Genomic DNA, 17,673 nt, shown 5'->3' with positions numbered 1-17,673 from the left:
AGGAGCGGCACGCAATGACCATCAAGGCAGTCGTGTTCGATTTCGGCGGCGTGCTGATCGACTGGAATCGCGAGTATCTCTACAAACAGCTGATTCCGGAGGAGACCGAGCGCCGCTGGTTTCTCGATAACGTCTGCAAGATGGAATGGGTCGTGCAGCAGGACGGCGGGCAGACCATCGAGGAAGGCACCGCCGAACTGATCGCGCTTCATCCCCAGCACGAAGCGCTGATTCGCGCGTTCTATGCGCGCTGGCCGGAGATGGTGTCGGGCGTGCTGGAAGAGGGCGTTGCGCTCGTCGACCGGCTGGAGGCCGCGCACGTGCCGCTCTTCGGCCTCACGAACTGGTCGGCGGAGACGTTCCCGTACGCGTGGGAACGCTTCGACGTGTTGCGCAAGTTCAGGGAGATCGTCGTGTCGGGGCGCGTCGGCCTCGTGAAGCCCGATCCGCAGATTTTCGGGTTGATGCACACGGAAATCGAACGGCATCTGCCGGGCATTCGGCCGGCCGAACTCGTCTTTATCGACGACAACCTGAAGAACGCGCAGGCCGCTACCGCGCTCGGCTGGCACGGCGTTCACTACACCGGCGCGCTGGAAACGGAAACGAAGCTGCGGGAACTGGCGCTGCCGATTTGAAGGGCGCTACTGGCCCAGCAGGTTTTTTAGCGCGTTGCCGATTCCCCGCACCGTATCGCCTGCGCCGCGCGCGACGCCTTCCGCGCTCACGCCGAGCGCCTTCGCGAAGCCCGCCGCGAGCTTCTTCGAAAGACTTTCGTTGAGCGAAAACTTCGGATCGCGCAGATCGCCGTCGAGCACGAAATCGAGCTTGATCTGCTCTTTTCGGTTGCTGAGCGCGGCGATCGCCGCCTTGGTCGGAATCGAGAGGAACGTGTCGAGCGCATTGCCGGTATCGCTGATCTGCAGGTGATTCAGCGTGAGCGTGCCCGGCGCGTGGATGCGATAGTCCTTCACGGTGGCGTCGACGACCATATCGATGGTGCCGCCCGTCACAGCCGCTTTCGCGCCGGCTTTCTTCAGCAGATACGGATCGAGCGTCGCGACATCGACATTGCGCAGCGTCGCGCGCGTCTGCGAATCCTTGTTGGCGATGATCATCCAGCCGCCCCACGTCACGGTGCCCGTGTGCGACGGCCCTTTGATGGAGCCGGTCATCGCGAGGTCGGTGCGGCCGGTGAGGGCCGGCAGATGAATATGTTCGACGGTCGCGCGCGCATCGCCGATCAACACGCGATACGGCGGGTCCTGCACGGTGCTGTCGTAGAACTCCATCGAGCCGCGTTCGAACGACACGCGATCGATCAGCTTTTCCTCTCGCGCGTGCTCTTCGCGCTCGGTGCGCTCCTTGCTGTCGGGCTTGGCGTCGGCTTCGCGCGCGGTTTCCTTGAGTCCCGGCAGGATGCGCACGCGGCCATCGGCGGAGCGGACGATCGACAGATAGTAGTTGTCGACGCTCACGGTACGCAGATGGATCGGCCGGGCGATGAGCGAATGCATGTCGACGTCGAGCACGATGCGTTCGGCGCGCATCGCATCGGCGGCGGGCCAGTCTTTCGGGCCGCGCAGCCGCACGCGCGAGAGCGTCACATGACCGAAGCCGACATCGATTTCCTCGACCGAACCGTTCGGGCCGAGCGTCTCGATGATGCGCTCTTTCATCTGGTGCACGACGAAGAGCCAGCCGCCGGTCGCCACGACGACGAGCGCCACGACGATCCCGATTGCCCAAAGCGCTCCCCTCCGCGCGCTCGATCCCGCCATCTGCGTGTGTCTCCTTATCGAAGTCCGCTCGAAAAAAAAGCGGCGACTGCGTCGTACACAGTCGCCACTTTTGTGCCTGATGTCGGTGCGCGCGCCCGCATAGGCTTTTACTTCAGAGCTTAGCGCGTGATCGGCTTGTAGCGCAGACGCTTGGGCTTCGCGGCTTCTTCGCCGAGACGCTTGCGCTTGTCGGCCTCGTATTCCTGATAGTTGCCGTCGAAGAACTCGACGTGCGAATCGCCTTCGAACGCGAGAATATGCGTCGCGATGCGGTCGAGGAACCAGCGATCGTGCGAGATGACCATCACGGAGCCGGCGAATTCGAGCAGCGCGTCTTCGAGCGCGCGCAGCGTTTCGACGTCGAGATCGTTCGACGGCTCGTCGAGCAGCAGCATGTTGCCGCCCGCGATGAGCGTCTTCGCCAGATGCAGACGCCCGCGCTCGCCGCCCGACAGATTGCCGACGAGTTTCTGCTGATCGCTGCCCTTGAAGTTGAAGCGGCCGATATACGCCCGCGACGGCGTTTCATATTTGCCGACTGTGAGCACATCTGCGCCGCCGGAGATTTCCTCGAAGACGGTCTTATCGGCGGCGAGCGCGTCGCGGCTCTGATCGACGTACGCAAGCTTGACCGTCGGCCCCTTGATGATTTCGCCCGAATCCGGCTGCTCCTTGCCGGTCAGCATGCGGAACAGCGTGGACTTGCCCGCGCCGTTCGGCCCGATGATGCCGACGATCGCGCCCGCCGGAATCTTCATGTTCAGATTGTCGATGAGCAGACGATCGCCATACGCCTTGCTGACGTTCTTGAACTCGATGACTTCATTGCCGAGCCGGTCGCCGACCGGAATGAAGATTTCCTGCGTCTCGTTGCGCTTTTGATATTCCTGGCTGTTGAGCTCCTCGAATCGCGCGATACGCGCCTTCGATTTCGCCTGACGTCCCTTCGGATTCTGGCGCACCCATTCGAGTTCTTTCTTGATGGCTTTCTGGCGGGCGGATTCGCTCGCTTCTTCCTGCTTCAGGCGGTCTTCCTTCTGATCGAGCCAGCTCGAATAGTTGCCCTTCCACGGAATGCCGTGGCCGCGGTCGAGTTCGAGAATCCATTCGGCGGCGTTGTCGAGGAAATAGCGATCGTGCGTGACCGCGACGACGGTGCCCGGATAGCGCGTCAGGAACTGTTCGAGCCATTCGACGGATTCGGCGTCGAGGTGGTTGGTCGGCTCGTCGAGTAGCAGCATGTCGGGCTTTTGCAGCAGCAGCTTGCAGAGCGCGACGCGGCGTTTTTCACCGCCCGACAGATGTTCGATTTTCGCGTCCCACGCGGGCAGGCGCAGCGCGTCGGCGGCGACTTCGAGCTGTTGCTCGGGGCTGCCGCCGTCGCTCGTCGCGAGGATGGCTTCGTACTTCGCCTGCTCGGCGGCGAGCTTGTCGAAGTCGGCGTCGGGTTCGGCGTAGGCGGCGTAGATTTCGTCGAGTTTCTTTTGCGCCTGGAAGACATCGCCGAGACCTTGCTCGACGGCTTCACGCACGGTCTGCTGCGGATCGAGCTGCGGTTCCTGCGGTAGGTAGCCGATGTTCAGGTTGGGCATCGGCGTGGCATCGCCTTCGATGTCCTTGTCGACGCCGGCCATGATCCGGATGAGCGTGGATTTGCCGGAGCCATTGAGGCCAAGCAGGCCGATCTTCGCGCCGGGAAAGAAGGAGAGCGAGATGTCTTTCAGGATCTGACGCTTCGGCGGTACGATCTTGCCGACGCGGTTCATGGTGAAGACGTATTGGGCCATGTTGTCCGTGATTGAATGTATGAACGCGGTGCGCCGGATGCGGCGCGCGAGGATATTCGGTGGCGCGACTTCGCGCTTACCCGGTGCCGCGCGCGCGGCGCGGGCGGGGTCACGCATCATTGTACTTCGCGGTGCGATCCGTTACTGCCAGCTCGCGACGCCGCCGTGGCGCGAGCACGTGCCGCTGTGGTGCTGGCTGAAGCTGTAGGTGCCGTCGCGACATTGGGCGGTCGCGCCGGTGGGAACGGTGCCCGAGCGGGAGTGCGCGGGTGAGTGGACCGTGTTGCCGTCGCGGTTGATGTAGTGGCCGTGGTTGTCGAGGTCGGATTCGTCGGGTTGGGGTTGGTATTGGTAGGAATTGCCGTGGTACGCGAATGCGCTGGGCGTCCCCGCGGCATTGGCCACGACGAGCGCGGCGACGGCGAACGCGCGTAGCGTGCGCATCGGCGTGAGTCTCTGCATTTCTTGTTCTCTTGTTGTTCTTGTTGGTCGCGCGGTGCTGCGCCTCGTCCGTTAAAAAAAAGCAGAGTTCCTTTTAGCGGGTACTCCGCTTTGCGAGGCAAGCTGCGTTGACGGTTTTCTTGACGCTTACATATGCATTCTGACTTGCTCGCCTCCGCGCGCTCCATGCGAATGGTCTTTCCGATAAGTCAAATCGAACATCATGTCCGTCAGATCGCGTCTGAAGCTCGGGTTGTCGCTGAACTGCTTGAACAGTTCGGTGTAGTCAGACACTAGTTCCAACATGACGCGGTTGAGCGCCTTGTCGTGCTCCAGCCTGGCGTTCTGACGGTCGGAGTTCGCCTGGGCGTTCTGATAGGCCTTGTCCTGCGCCACACTCACTGGAATGTCTTCTGCGATAACCTTGGCGATCCTGTCAGCATCCTTCCAGTCGATATTGCCGAACAAGTCGTTGAAAATCTTGAGGATATTCGACAGCGTGTCGATGTCCGGTTCGCTCTTGCCGTTGCCACCGCCCGAAGGAGCCGCTTCGACCGCCGCATCGGTGTCATCCATCGCCATCTTGAGCGCGGCCTGCGCTTCGACGCGGTAGCTGTCCATGTCGATGGATTCGAGCACGCCCTTTGACAGGTCTTGTTCCTCCGGCGCGGGCAGCTTCGAAATCAGGAAGTTCAGGAAAATCGACAGCTTCTCCCACGCCGGATGACCATAGCTCAGAATCGCGGCGAGGAAGCCGTAGCTGCGCACGAAAGTTTTGGCCTTGCCCTTGAACTCGACCTGGTTGTTCTCGTCCAGGTTTTCTCGGTACACCCCGACGCAGCTGTCGAGGATGGGATCGAGCTCGTCGCGCTCAGCACCGCTGAGATACAGCGCAACCAGGTCCTCCACCTGCTGCCAGTCATACACCTGCTTACCGTCGAGGTCGGCTTTCAGGTCGTGCAACTTGTTCGGGTCGGTTTCGCCGATCTGGACTGTTGCGCGGTAGTAGTCCTGAAACGCCGCTCTGACTGCTTCCGCGTTGTTGGCGAAGTCCAGCGCGAAGGTATCGTGCTTCTGCGGATGCGCACGATTCAAGCGCGACAGCGTCTGCACCGCCTGTACGCCCGCGAGCTTCTTGTCTACATACATTGTGTGCAGAAGCGGCTCGTCGAAACCAGTGACAAATTTGTTGGCGACGATCAGGAAGCGATACGGGTCTTGTCTGAACCTGTCCGGAATGTCCTTGCTTGGGAAATCGTTGAGGTTGGCCTCTGTTTTCGTCTCGAACTCGCCCGAGTATGCAACGATCGCTTTGAACGGACTCTTGATCTCTTCGAGATAGGTTGACACCTGGCGCCAGTAGTCGACGGCTCGCGAGATGCCATTGCATACGATCATTGCTCGCGCCTTGCCACCGATCTTCTTTGCCGCGATCACTTGCGCAACGAAGTGATCGACCATGATCTCTGTCTTGCTGCGGATGGCTCTATCGTGTGATTCGACATAGTGGCGAATTTTCTTGAGCGCCCGCACCTTGTCGAAATCCGGATCGTTTTCGATTGTTTTTGCGACGTGGTAGAAGCTGGCCACCGTGGTGTAGTGAGCGATAACGTCGAGAATGAACTTTTCCTGAATCGCCTGCTTGGTGGTATAGGTCAATTCCTCCGGCGATCGAAAGCGCACCTCGTCGCCGATTACTGTCCGCTCGCCGAACAACTCCAGCGTCTTGTTCTTCGGCGTGGCAGTGAAGGCGAAGTAGCTGGCGTTGGACAACATCCGCCGCGAGCGGATACGCTTCTCGATTTCCCCGTTCACCGCGTCCTGCGTAGCATCTTCCTCGAAAGCTTCCTCGTCGGTTTTGCCGGATAGGGCTTGGTGCATCTTGGCCGTAGTCTTGCCGCCCTGGCTGGAGTGAGCCTCGTCGATCAATAGTGCGAAATTATTTTCAGACAAGTCACCCAGTTCTTCGAGGATGAAGGGGAATTTCTGCACCGTCGTGACGATGATCTTCTTGCCTCGGCGCAAGTACTCGCGTAGCTCCTGCGCATTGTCGGAATGACCGAAGATCGAGGCCATATGGTCATAGGCCTTGATAGTGCGTGCGATCTGGCTGTCCAGCGCACGGCGATCGGTGATGACGATGATGGAATCGAACAGCGGAACGGTCGGATCGCTGCTAGTACGAAACTCAACCAACTGGTGTGCGAGCCACGCAATGGTGTTGCTCTTGCCGCTGCCGGCCGAGTGCTGGATCAGATAGCGTTTGCCTACACCGTCCTCGCGGACGCGGCGAAGCAGGGCGCGTACTGTGTGCAACTGGTGGAAACGCGGAAACACCGGCCTGCGTTTTTTCTTCTTTCGGCCTGTGTCGGCGTCGGTTACTTCTTCCAATACCACTTGCGCGAAGCTCTCGATGATGTTGGCCAACGATTGCTTCGTCAGTACCTGCTTCCAGAGATAATCGGTCTTCAATCCATTCGGCTGGGGCGGATTGCCCGCACCACTGTTCCAGCCTTGATTGAACGGTAGGAACCACGACGTTTTGCCTTTCAGTTCGGTGCAAAAGTACACATCGGCGTCGTCCACTGCCATGTGCGCAATGCACCGTCCCGGCTGAAACAGCAATTCCTGCGGGTTGCGCGTAGTCTGATATTGAACGATGGCATCGGAGACCGTCTGTTTGGTCAGCGAGTTCTTCAACTCGAAGGTCAGCACCGGCAGGCCATTGATGAAAATCACCAGATCGAGTTCGTTGCCGGAGTCATTGCTGTAGCGCACCTGCCGGGTGACGCTGAAGATGTTCTTGTCAAAAGCCTCGGCGGCATTGCTGTTTCCCGGCGTTGGCAGCAGCTTGTAGAGATCGATTGTGACCGGCCCATGGCTCGCACCCTTGCGCAAGACGTCCACTACGCCCCTCTTGGTAATTTCGCCCTGTAGCCGGTGCAGGAATTGCGTTCGCTTGATGCCCTCGCGCGCCAATTCCAGCGTTTCCGTCGCTTCCGGTTGTGTGGCTTGCAGAAAGGCCAGCAATTGCGCGGTGTCCAACGCCACATCGCGATTGAAATCGGAGGCGCGTCCCAGCACATAGCCGCCAGATTCATACACGGCCACCGGACCCAAGGTATCGGTGGGAGCAGGGGCATGCTCACTGATACCCGCCAGATGGCGGACGATCGACCGTTCCAGCGCTGTCTCGCTGGTGTCGGAAGGTTTCATATGCTCTCCAGGAGACGGGCGATGGCCTCGGGCGACGGCAACTGGTTCTTCAGCTTCTTCGGCAGTGTCTTGGTGATTTCGTAGGTTGCCACGCCGATGGGCTTGCGCGCGTCGAGCAGGGCATACTCAACAATGGTCCGCCTCTTTTCCTTGCACAGGATGATGCCGATGGAGGGGTTCTCGTCCTCCTGCCGAACCTGCGCGTCCAGCGCGGCAAGGTAGAACTGCATCTTGCCGACGTACTCCGGCTCGAACTCGCCGATTTTCAGCTCAATGGCCACCAGCGCACGCAGGCGCCGGTGGAACAGAAGCAAATCAATCAAGTATTCCTTATCTTCGACCTCCAGCCGATACTGGCTGCCCATGAAGGCGAACATGCCGCCCATTGCGCGCAGGAAGTCCTCGATGCGGGTGATCAGTGCGCGCTCCAGATCCCGTTCGCTGTGCCGTTCGCCCAGTTCGAGAAAGTCGAAGGCGTATTCGTCCTTCACCGCCAGCTTCGCCTGTGCGCGCAGGTTCGGGGTCAGCGTCTTGTCGAAGTTGGTCTGGCCCAGCAGCGATTTTTCGTAGCTCTGGTTGTCGATCTGGTGCGCAAGCACGTTCTTCGACCAGCCGAATTTGCGCGTCATACGCAGATAGAACTCGCGCTCCGGTGGGTCCTTGCAGCGTTCGAGGATGATCAGGTTGTGGCTCCAGCCGATTTCTCGCACCAGTGGTGCGAGTTTTTCCGTGCCGCTGTAGGTCTCGAAGAAACCCCTCATTCGCCACAGGTTAGAGGCCGAAAATCCGCCCGTTTCTGGGAAGTCCGCTCGGAGGTCGGCGGCAAGCCGCGCCACCACGGCCTTGCCCCAACCTTCGCTTCGCTGGCGTTCCACGATTAGCCGTCCGATGTCCCAGTACAGGCCGATCAACTCCTTGTTGACCGCGCGTAGCGCCGCGTACTGTGCGGCCTGAATGCGTGTCTTTATGTCGGCCAGCAAAGCCGGGTAGTCCGTCGTCGCGCTGGTTTCTCGCACTGCTGGTGCGAGTTTTTTTTGAGAGGATTTCTTACTCGTTGCCATCGGTGTCGTCCTCGTCTTCGGTGCTGCCCGCCTCATCGTCACCGAGCGCGGCAAGATCGTCGTCGCTGACGTCGTCGTCCGGGCCGGGGCGCCAGCCGCGCAGGTCCACTTGGCCGGTGATGGCGTCGGCGATCAGACGGTCGCGGTATTCGCGGATGAGGGTGATTTCGTCGTGGGCGCGGGCAATGGCTTCGTCGAGGGGCTGGCACTCGTCGGCAATCCAGCGGCAGATGGCTTGTTGTTCTTTGATCGGTGGAACTGTGAACGGGACAGTCACAAGCTTTTCGCGGGTCAGGTGAGCGATGCTCACTCGATTGACGATGGCGTTGAATTGACCGCAATTGCCATAGACGAACAACTGATGAAGTAAGAAGTCCGGCCGCATGACAGGCTTCGTCGCTACGCGGTGCACAGAGTTCTGGATGTAGCACTCTGGCAGTTCGTCATGCCACTGACACGCTCGGCCTACCTCTCCTCCTTCACTGACCAGCAAATCACCCTTACGGACACGAAGCTGTTGCATTTCTGAACGGGTGATCCACATTTCTTTGACGTCGCGCACATCAGGTTTGAGCCATTGCACATTCGTCGAGCGCAGATAAGGCCTGAACTCGCCTTCGCCCTTGGCCTCCGTTGTCAGCATCTTTCCCAAGACCACGTGCGCGATATTCTTTAGGCGCTGAACTTCCCAATGCTCCGGCACCTCGCCCACCCACTCGATTCCGGAAGGTTTGAACTTAACGGATGCATTGATACCGCGCGTGACGGCGTGGTCGATGAGGCGCAGCTTCTGCTCGGTCAACAGCGCAATGAGATCGCGCTTGGCTTTAATAAAGCGGGCGATATGCGCGTCCTGCACGCGCAGGTAGGCGACGATCTGGTCTTGCTCCGGACGCGGGGGAACCAGCGACGGCATCTGCTTGAAGGATTCCCAGTACAGCCGATTACGGTCAGCCACGATGCCGCGCGAAAACTTATTGACTTCGCGCTTGTACATGGCGGTGCGGAACAAGTAGCTGAAGTAGGCGCTGTTGGCTTCGGCATAGGGCTTGACCACGACATAGGCTGGACTGACCAAACCATCGATCGGTGCGGGGCCAACCGCACCTTGCCACATGCGCATCATGTTGTAGGCGATATCACGCTTGACCGCGCGCTTGTACTTCTCCTTGTGATTCATTACCTGCTTGCGCTTCAGGTTTTCCATGTCGCGCACGCGCACACCGGTGCGCAGCGATACTTCCAGAATGGGCAGATTGGGAAAACCTGTTTCCACCCGGTGACCAAAGAGCCGAGCGTTGCGTAGCACTTGCCAGCCTTCGGGCACTTGCGGAACCCAAGGCAAGCCGGATGCGCGATAGCTCGAATACCCCACCTTCGTCATCACGCCACCCCCACGATCTTGTCTAGCAAGCCTTCCGTCTGCCTCTCAATCTTCAAAATGTCGGCCCTGATCGCTTCCAGCGAACGCAGCGGCACCGGCTGGTAGAAAAAGCGAGCGAAGGAAATCTCGTAGCCGATCTGGGTCTTTTCACCATCGATCCACGCATCCGGCGCGTGCGGCAGCACTTCGCGCTCGAAGAAGGCGCCGATGCCGCCCGGTTCCTTCAGCGGTACCTGCTCCGTATCGCGCAGGTCGCTGTCAGGTTCGTACTCGACCGTGAAGCGATCCTTGCCCACGGTTTCCATATACACGCCGTCGAAACCGGGTTCAAAGTTTTCATCCTTTTTCAGCTTCATACGCCTGGCGACCACTGGCGGCGCGGCCTCGTCGCGCCAACTCACGGCTTTGAAGATGGCTTTCCTGTCCGCAGCGCTAAGTTTTTTGTCGTGCACTTTCATCGCCGCGTCGAACTTCGCTCGCAAGACGTTGTGGTCGTCGAACATCGCTTGCCCTAACTCTTTCTGCGCCAGCCGCGCCAGATCGAGCAGCGCCTTGTCGCGCAGCCAGGTCGTATCATCAAGCAGCTTCTTGCGGTTTTTTTCGGACACCGCCTTCCTACCTGTTGCGCCGCCCTCGTCGCTGTCCTCGGTGGCGTCTTCGTCCTCGCCGTCGCCCTTGAGCCACGCCTCTATCTCAGGTTTCAACTTGGCGAAATCGGTGTAGAGCGTGTCGCCGTGCAGGGCGTAGATTTCGGCACGCAAGACTTCATCGCCGCTGGCGTAGCGCAGGGTGTCGATCGCACTGGTTTTCAATTGGCTTTTCAGGCGCAGCGGGCGCTCGACGGTGATCTTCCAGTAGCCGAAGTCCTGTGTGTCGAACCATTTGGACTGCGCTGTTTCCTGCTTCTTACCCAAGTAGAGGTCAAGAATGCGCTGAATGTCGGTCTCGGCTAGCTCGCAATTCTTCTTGCCAAGATTGCGCCGCATTGGTGCGTACCACTTGCTGGCATCGATCAACTGCACCTTGCCCTCGCGATCCTTGGCCTTCTTGTTGGCCAGCACCCAGATGTAGGTCGCGATGCCGGTGTTATAGAAGATGTTGAGCGGCAAGGCGATGACGGCTTCAAGCCAGTCGTTCTCCAGCACCCAGCGCCGGATGTTGCTCTCGCCCTGACCTGCATCGCCGGTAAACAGAGCCGAGCCATTGTGAACGAGGGCGATGCGGCTGCCGAGCGCGGTGTCGTGTTTCATCTTCGACAGCTTGTTCACCAAGAACATGAGTTGCCCGTCGCTTGAGCGGGTGATGAGCTTGAATTCGGCGTCGCCACCGTGCTTGACGAAAAAGCGCGGATCGTTGAATTCCTTTTTCCCGCCCATGCGTTCCAAATCCGTCTTCCAGCTTTTGCCGTAAGGCGGATTCGAGATCATGAAATCGAAGTCGCGGCTGCGAAACTGGTCGGCCGACAGCGTGGACTTGTCCGCACCGCCTACGATGTTCCCCGCTTCCGCGCCTTCGCCCTTTAACAACAGGTCGGCCTTACAGATGGCGTAGGTTTCGTCGCTGATTTCCTGTCCGAACAGATGGATGGAGACATCCTTACCGTGCTGCTCGGCCAACTGCTTCAAGGCTTCTTCCGCAACGGTAAGCATTCCGCCAGTGCCGCAGGAGCCGTCATAGAGCGAATAGGTGGAAGATTCGATGCGATCTTCCACCGGCAGAAAGAGCAATTTGGCCATGAGCATGACCACATCGCGCGGCGTGAAGTGCTCGCCCGCCTCTTCGTTGTTCTCTTCATTGAAGCGGCGGATCAACTCCTCGAACACCGTGCCCATGCCGTGGTTGTCGAGCGCCGGCAGCTTGACACGTCCGTCAGCGTCCTTGACCGGCAGCGGCGAAAGATTGACCTCGGGATCGAGAAAGTCTTCAATCAGGTAGCCCAGGATGTGGGCATCGACGAGCTTCTGGATCTGGTTACGGAAATTGAACTTGGTCAGGATTTCCCCCACGTTGGGAGAGAAGCCATCCAGATAGGCGATAAAGTCTTCGCGCAGGCGCTGCCCGGCGGCGCTGGCCTTGAGTTTCGCTAACGTGAAATCAGAAACGTTGTAGAAGGCTTGTCCGGCAGCGGCCTGTAGTGCGCCGTCCTGGTTCGCCACTCCGGCGCTGTCCAGCAGTTTTTTGCGTGCCAAGAGCGCCTGTTTCGTTGGCTCCAACACCGCATCGATCCGCCGCAGCACGGTGAAGGGGAGGATCACGTCGCGGTACTTGCCACGCACGTATACATCGCGCAGGCGGTCATCGGCTATGTTCCAGATGAAATCGGCTACCCACTTGATTTGGCTTTGATCTTGCTGTCGTGCGTGCGTCATCAGCGCTTTAGTTCTTAGTTCTGAATTGGTCTTTCCAGCGGAGTCAAGGTTGACTTGACCATCTCGCCAACCGCGATTTTCATAGCAATACTAAATTTATTGAAAATCGTGAATCTCAGCATATTTTTGATTGTCTTTAGCTACCGCTTGTTTGAGCAAGCCTGCTCAACGGTATGAATTAGCGTGTGAGTTACTTCTTGATCGAAGGTCCTCCGCAGTCGTCGCTTCGATGTTTCGTGGCATCGAAGCGACGAGCTGAAAATTCTGCTGCGCTTCAACAGCAAGAAATGGCGACAAAAAAAAAAGCGGAATCCCCTTTATCAGGGAACTCCGCCTATCACCGCAACCCAATTAACTAAATTTGACGCTTACACGTTGAACAAGAAATTCATGACATCCCCGTCATGCACCACATACTCCTTACCCTCGGCCCGCATCTTCCCGGCTTCCTTAGCCCCTTGCTCGCCCTTGAACGCGATGTAGTCATCGAACGAAATCGTCTGAGCACGAATGAACCCGCGCTCGAAATCCGTATGAATCGCGCCAGCCGCCTGAGGCGCCGTATCGCCGATATGAATCGTCCACGCGCGCACTTCCTTCACGCCCGCCGTGAAATACGTCTGCAATCCAAGCAACTTGAACCCCGCGCGAATCACGCGATTCAGACCCGGCTCGTCCATGCCCATGTCGGCGAGAAATTCGAGCTTGTCGGGATCCTCGAGATCGGCGATTTCCGCTTCGATCGCCGCGCACACCGCGACCACCGGCGCGTTCTCCGCTTCCGCGTGCTTGCGCACCGCGTCGAGATACGGGTTGTTCTCGAAGCCGTCGTCCTTCACGTTGGCGACGTACATCGTCGGCTTCGACGTGATCAGGCAGAGCGGTTTGATCGTCAATTGCTCTTCGTCCGAGAGCGAAAGACCGCGCACCGGCTTCGCCTGATCGAGCTGCGCGCGCACTTTTTCGAGCACGGCGACGAGCTTCGCGGCTTCCTTGTCGTTGCCTGACTTCGCGGCCTTCGAGTAACGCGTGTAAGCCTTCTCGACCGTCGCGAGATCCGCGAGCGCAAGTTCCGTGTTGATGACTTCGATATCCTCGATCGGATCGATCTTGCCCGCGACGTGAATGACGTTCTCGTCTTCGAAGCAGCGCACGACGTGCGTGATCGCATCCGTCTCGCGGATGTTCGCGAGGAACTGGTTGCCGAGGCCTTCACCCTTCGACGCGCCCGCCACGAGTCCCGCGATATCGACGAATTCGACCACCGCCGGCAGGATGCGCTCGGGCTTCACGATTTCGGCGAGCGCCGTGAGGCGCGCGTCGGGCACTTCGACGACGCCGACGTTCGGCTCGATCGTGCAAAACGGGTAATTTTCGGCGGCGATGCCGGCCTTGGTCAAAGCATTGAAAAGCGTGGACTTGCCGACGTTAGGCAAGCCGACGATGCCGCATTGGAGGCTCATGGAATCCTTCGAACTGGTGAGACGGCGCTTCGCCGCGCGGGTTTCGTCAAAAATGGTGCGCGATGGGCGGGCCGCAAACGCTCAGGCGCGCCCCGGCTGTGGCCGCATCGGGCGGCCGGGCAAACCGCTATTGTAACGCCGGTCCCGACGCCCTAACTCCGCTTGCGCGCGGCGGACAAACCCGTTCGTACCCCACGGCTATAATGCCCGGATGACTCCGCATCCCCTCAAATTTCACGCTGTCGTCGTCGGCGGCGGGCTCGTCGGCAAGACGGCCGCGCTCGCGCTCGCGCAATCCGGGCTGCGCACGGCGCTCATCGCGTCGCGGGCCGCGGGGCTGCCGCCGGGCGCCGCGTTCGATTCGCGCATCTACGCGCTGTCGTCGAGCTCGCAGACGCTGCTGGAACGACTGCGCGTCTGGCAGGCGCTCGATCGCTCGCGTCTCGGCCCCGTATTCGACATGCGCGTCTTCGGCGATGCTCACGCGGAACTGCATTTCTCGGCGTTCCAGGCGTCCGTGCCGCAGCTCGCGTGGATCGTGGAATCGTCGCTGATCGAACAATCGCTCGATACTGCGCTGCGCTTTCAGCCGAGCCTGTCGTGGTTCGAATCGCGCGCGCAGGGCATGACGGTCGAACCCGACGCGGCGCACATCGCGCTCGCGAGCGGCGAAATGCTCGAAACGGATCTGATCGTCGGCGCGGATGGCGCGCATTCCTGGGTGCGCGCGCAAATGGGCGCGAAGATGAATCGGCGCGACTACCGGCAAACGGGCGTCGTCGCCAATTTCAAGGCCGAAAAGCCGCACGGCGAGACGGCGTATCAATGGTTCCGCGATACCGAAATCATCGCGCTGCTGCCGTTGCCGGGCGATCACGTATCGCTCGTCTGGTCGGCGCGCACGGAGCACGCAGACGAATTGCTTGCGCTCGATCCGGCGCAGCTCGCAGCGGAAGTCGAGAACGCGACGCAAAACATGCTCGGCACGCTCGACTGCGTGACGCCCGCGCAGGGCTTTCCGCTCGGGCTGCAAACCGTCGACAAGCTGATCGCGCCGCGCGTCGCGCTCGTCGGCGATGCCGCGCATCTGATTCATCCGCTCGCGGGGCAGGGCATGAACCTCGGCCTGCGCGACGTCGCCGCGCTCGCGGATGTCATCGCGAACAAGGAGTCGTTCCGCGATCTCGGCGATCCCATTTTGCTGCGCCGCTACGAACGCGCGCGCCGCGAAGACATTCAGAAGCTCATGTTCGCAACCGATGGCCTGCAGCGGCTCTTTGCCGTGCCGGGCACGCTTGCGCGCGCGATCCGCAACACCGGCATGGCGTTCGTCGGGGCGCAGCCGCTCGTCAAGCGCTGGCTGGTGTCGGCGGCGCTCGGCTGAAACAGTCCGTTGATATTCCACAGACGCGACGCACGCGTTACGCTCAGGCGACTCACAGGAAATCCGCATGAAAACCACTTTTCGCTTTGCCCTCGCGACGGCCGCGGCGCTCGCCGTGACGCTCGGCATGGGCTGCTCGGCGCAGGCCGATCAGACTACCGACAAGCTCAAATCGACGCTCGAATCGCGCATGGGCGACGCGACCATCAAGAGCATCCAGAAGACCGACATTCCCGGCCTCTACGAAGTGAATCTCGGCTCGCAGATCGTCTATAGCGATGCAACCGGCAACTACGTGCTGATCGGCGATCTCGTCGATACGCGCAACAGCAAAAATCTGACCGAAGCGCGGCTCGCCGAAACCAACAAGATCGATTTCGCGAAGCTGCCGTTCGAGAATGCGGTAAAGGTTGTGAAGGGCAACGGCAGCCGCAAGATCGCCGTGTTCTCCGATCCGAACTGCCCGTATTGCAAGCAGCTCGAATCGACGCTGAAGTCGATCGACAACGTGACCGTCTACACCTTCCTGTATCCGGTGCTCTCGCCCGATTCGACGGCCAAGTCGAAGTCGATCTGGTGCTCGAAGGATCGCGGCGTGACGTGGGAAAGCTGGATGCTCGATCACAAGGCGCCGAGCACGGCCGCGTCGTGCGACACGACCGCCATCGACAAGAACCTGAAGCTCGGCCGCTCGATGAACGTCAGCGGCACGCCGACCGTGTTCCTCGCCGATGGCCGGCGTCTGCCGGGCGCCGTGCCCGCCGACCGGCTCGAAAAAGAACTGTCCGCCGTGCGCTGAGCGCGGCGCGAAACGAGGAAGGGAGGCGCGTCATGCGCCTCCTGTGTTTTACGGCCTTGCTTTTGCGAAAGCGCAGCGTAATGAAGCAAGGCGCCGGGCGCGCTTATTCGTACGGGCCGCCCAGAACAAGAACAAGGACATCGAGATGACACCGCTCATGCAAGCCGCGCAGCCCGTGCGCTACAGCATCGTTCCGAAAAATCCCGCCGCGCATCTCTTCGAAGTGACGCTGACGGTCGCCGAGCCCGATCCCGCCGGACAGCGCTTCATGCTGCCGGTCTGGATTCCGGGTAGCTACATGATCCGCGAGTTCGCGCGCAATATCGTGACGCTCCAGGCATTCAACGCAGCGGGCCGAAAGGTCGCGATCGAGAAGATCGACAAGCACGCGTGGCAGGCCGCACCGGTCGAGGGCCCGATCACGCTGCGCTATGAGGTCTACGCGTGGGACGTGTCGGTGCGCGCCGCGCATCTCGACGATACCGTCGGCTTCTTCAATGCCACGAGCACGTTTCTCGCCGTGGAAGGGCAGTCGGGCGCGCCTTGCATCGTCGATATCCAGCCGCCGCAGGGCGGCGCGTACCGCAACTGGCGCGTCGCGACGGCGCTCGCCGAGGCGCGCGGCACGAAGCGCTACGGCTTCGGCATGTATGAGGCGGCGAACTACGACGAACTCGCCGATCATCCCGTCACGCTCGGCGAATTCGCGCTCGGCAGCTTCACCGCGCACGGCGTGAAGCATGACATCGTGATCTCGGGGCGTGTCGTCAATCTCGACATGAACCGGCTCGCGACCGATCTCAAGCGTGTATGCGAAGCGCAGATCGCACTGTTCGAGCCCCGCACGAAGAAAGCGCCGATGGACCGCTACGTGTTCATGACCGTCGCCGTCAGCGATGGGTACGGCGGGCTTGAACACCGCGCATCGACGGCTCTGATCTGCAATCGCACGGACCTTCCGGTGCAGGGCCGTCCGGAAATGACCGATGGTTATCGGACGTATCTCGGCCTGTGCAGCCACGAGTATTTCCATACGTGGAATGTGAAGCGCATCAAGCCTGCGACCTTCGCGCCGTACGATCTGTCGCAGGAAAATTACACGTCGCTTCTGTGGCTCTTCGAAGGCTTCACGTCGTATTACGACGATCTGATGCTCGTGCGCAGCGGCCTCATCTCGACGGGCGATTACTTCAGCCTGGTCGGCAAGACGATCGGTGGCGTGCTGCGCGGCAGCGGGCGGCTCAAGCAATCCGTCGCGCAGAGCTCGTTCGACGCGTGGGTGAAGTACTACCGCGCCGACGAAAACGCGCCGAACGCGATCGTCAGCTACTACCAGAAAGGCTCGCTCGTTGCGTTGGCGTTCGATCTCTCGATCCGCGCGCAAACGGACAACCGCAAATCGCTCGACGATGTGATGCGCCTTCTGTGGCAGCGCTACGGCCGCGACTTCTACAACGGCAAGCCGCGCGGCGTGCGGGAAGAAGACGTCGAGCCGCTTTTCGCCGAAGCGACTGGCGCCGACCTGCGCTCGCTCTTCCGCGATGGCGTGCGCGGGACGCGTGACCTGCCGCTCGACGCGCTCTTCGAGCCGTTCGGCATCGCGCTCGCCCCGGATCTGCCGGGCAACGGCGCGTCGCTGAAACCCACGTTCGGCGTGCGCGTGCGCGGCGGCGCGGATTGCACGCTCGCCGTCGTCCACGAAGGCAGCGCGGCGCAGAAGGCGGGATTGTCGGCGGGCGACGTGCTCGTCGCGATCGACGGGCTGCGCGTCACCGGATCGAATTTCGACGCGCTGATGTCGCGCTATTCGCCGGGCGCGAAGGTGGAAGTGCACGCGTTCCGCCGCGACGAACTGCGCCGCACCGAACTGAAGCTCGACGGACCGGAAGTCGCGCGCTACGTGCTGACGGCCATCGACGGGCGCGGGCCGTCGAAACAGTGGCGCGAGCGCTGGTTGCGGGGCTGACTGAGACGCTGATCGCGGGAAA

13 protein-coding genes are annotated in these 17,673 nt (G+C 60.5%); 5 read left to right on the top strand and 8 right to left on the bottom strand.

The features are described from left to right. Positions 1 to 14: 14 nt before the first annotated feature. Complete coding sequence (locus AWB74_RS34060) at positions 15 to 638, top strand: HAD family hydrolase (RefSeq protein WP_061151020.1); 624 nt, start codon at positions 15 to 17, stop codon at positions 636 to 638. A 6-nt stretch (positions 639 to 644) separates the two neighbouring features. Here the strand turns inward: AWB74_RS34060 and AWB74_RS34055 are convergent, their stop codons facing one another. From AWB74_RS34055 to ychF, 8 genes are all read right to left on the bottom strand, one after another. Then, positions 645 to 1,781, bottom strand: coding sequence for a DUF748 domain-containing protein (locus AWB74_RS34055; RefSeq protein WP_061151019.1), 1,137 nt, complete (start codon positions 1,779 to 1,781; stop codon positions 645 to 647). Positions 1,782 to 1,900: 119 nt separating this feature from the next. Next, the gene (gene ettA, locus AWB74_RS34050; RefSeq protein ID WP_061151043.1) at positions 1,901 to 3,568 is read right to left on the bottom strand and encodes an energy-dependent translational throttle protein EttA; all 1,668 of its coding nucleotides are present in this window, start codon (positions 3,566 to 3,568) and stop codon (positions 1,901 to 1,903) included. Between the two features lie 141 nt (positions 3,569 to 3,709). Further along, positions 3,710 to 4,030: a DUF3761 domain-containing protein gene (locus AWB74_RS34045; RefSeq protein ID WP_061151018.1), complete on the bottom strand. Its 321-nt coding sequence runs from the start codon at positions 4,028 to 4,030 to the stop codon at positions 3,710 to 3,712. A 126-nt stretch (positions 4,031 to 4,156) separates the two neighbouring features. Continuing rightward, the gene (locus AWB74_RS34040) at positions 4,157 to 7,225 is read right to left on the bottom strand and encodes a type I restriction endonuclease subunit R (RefSeq protein ID WP_061151017.1); all 3,069 of its coding nucleotides are present in this window, start codon (positions 7,223 to 7,225) and stop codon (positions 4,157 to 4,159) included. After that, positions 7,222 to 8,286, bottom strand: coding sequence for a PDDEXK nuclease domain-containing protein (locus tag AWB74_RS34035; RefSeq protein WP_061151016.1), 1,065 nt, complete (start codon positions 8,284 to 8,286; stop codon positions 7,222 to 7,224). The genes AWB74_RS34040 and AWB74_RS34035 overlap by 4 nt, the downstream gene beginning before the upstream one ends. Beyond that, positions 8,273 to 9,670 carry a restriction endonuclease subunit S gene (locus tag AWB74_RS34030; protein ID WP_061151015.1) on the bottom strand — a complete coding sequence of 466 codons (1,398 nt, stop codon included), beginning with the start codon at positions 9,668 to 9,670 and terminating at the stop codon, positions 8,273 to 8,275. Before AWB74_RS34030 ends, AWB74_RS34035 begins: the two co-directional genes overlap by 14 nt. Continuing rightward, positions 9,670 to 12,039, bottom strand: a complete 2,370-nt coding sequence (locus tag AWB74_RS34025) for a type I restriction-modification system subunit M (RefSeq protein WP_061151014.1) — start codon at positions 12,037 to 12,039, stop codon at positions 9,670 to 9,672. The genes AWB74_RS34030 and AWB74_RS34025 overlap by 1 nt, the downstream gene beginning before the upstream one ends. A 368-nt stretch (positions 12,040 to 12,407) precedes the next feature. Further along, complete coding sequence (gene ychF / locus AWB74_RS34020) at positions 12,408 to 13,502, bottom strand: redox-regulated ATPase YchF (protein ID WP_061151013.1); 1,095 nt, start codon at positions 13,500 to 13,502, stop codon at positions 12,408 to 12,410. On the opposite strand from ychF, the gene AWB74_RS47510 reads away from it, so the two are divergent. From AWB74_RS47510 to AWB74_RS34005, 4 genes are all read left to right on the top strand, one after another. Further along, positions 13,501 to 13,638 (top strand): hypothetical protein, encoded by a 138-nt coding sequence (locus tag AWB74_RS47510; protein WP_235024779.1) that lies wholly within the window; start codon positions 13,501 to 13,503, stop codon positions 13,636 to 13,638. The genes ychF and AWB74_RS47510 overlap by 2 nt on opposite strands. 75 nt (positions 13,639 to 13,713) lie before the next feature. Further along, on the top strand, positions 13,714 to 14,886 hold the full coding sequence (locus tag AWB74_RS34015) for a UbiH/UbiF family hydroxylase (protein WP_061151012.1): 1,173 nt from the start codon (positions 13,714 to 13,716) through the stop codon (positions 14,884 to 14,886). Between the two features lie 67 nt (positions 14,887 to 14,953). Then, positions 14,954 to 15,685: a DsbC family protein gene (locus AWB74_RS34010; RefSeq protein WP_061151011.1), complete on the top strand. Its 732-nt coding sequence runs from the start codon at positions 14,954 to 14,956 to the stop codon at positions 15,683 to 15,685. Between the two features lie 145 nt (positions 15,686 to 15,830). Then, positions 15,831 to 17,651, top strand: a complete 1,821-nt coding sequence (locus tag AWB74_RS34005; protein WP_235024778.1) for a M61 family metallopeptidase — start codon at positions 15,831 to 15,833, stop codon at positions 17,649 to 17,651. Positions 17,652 to 17,673: the final 22 nt, after the last annotated feature.

The organism is Caballeronia arvi, from assembly GCF_001544695.2.
GTDB lineage: Bacteria > Pseudomonadota > Gammaproteobacteria > Burkholderiales > Burkholderiaceae > Caballeronia > Caballeronia arvi.
The sequence above is the reverse complement of the archived record's forward strand: the minus strand, read 5'-3'. Positions and strand labels throughout refer to the sequence as shown.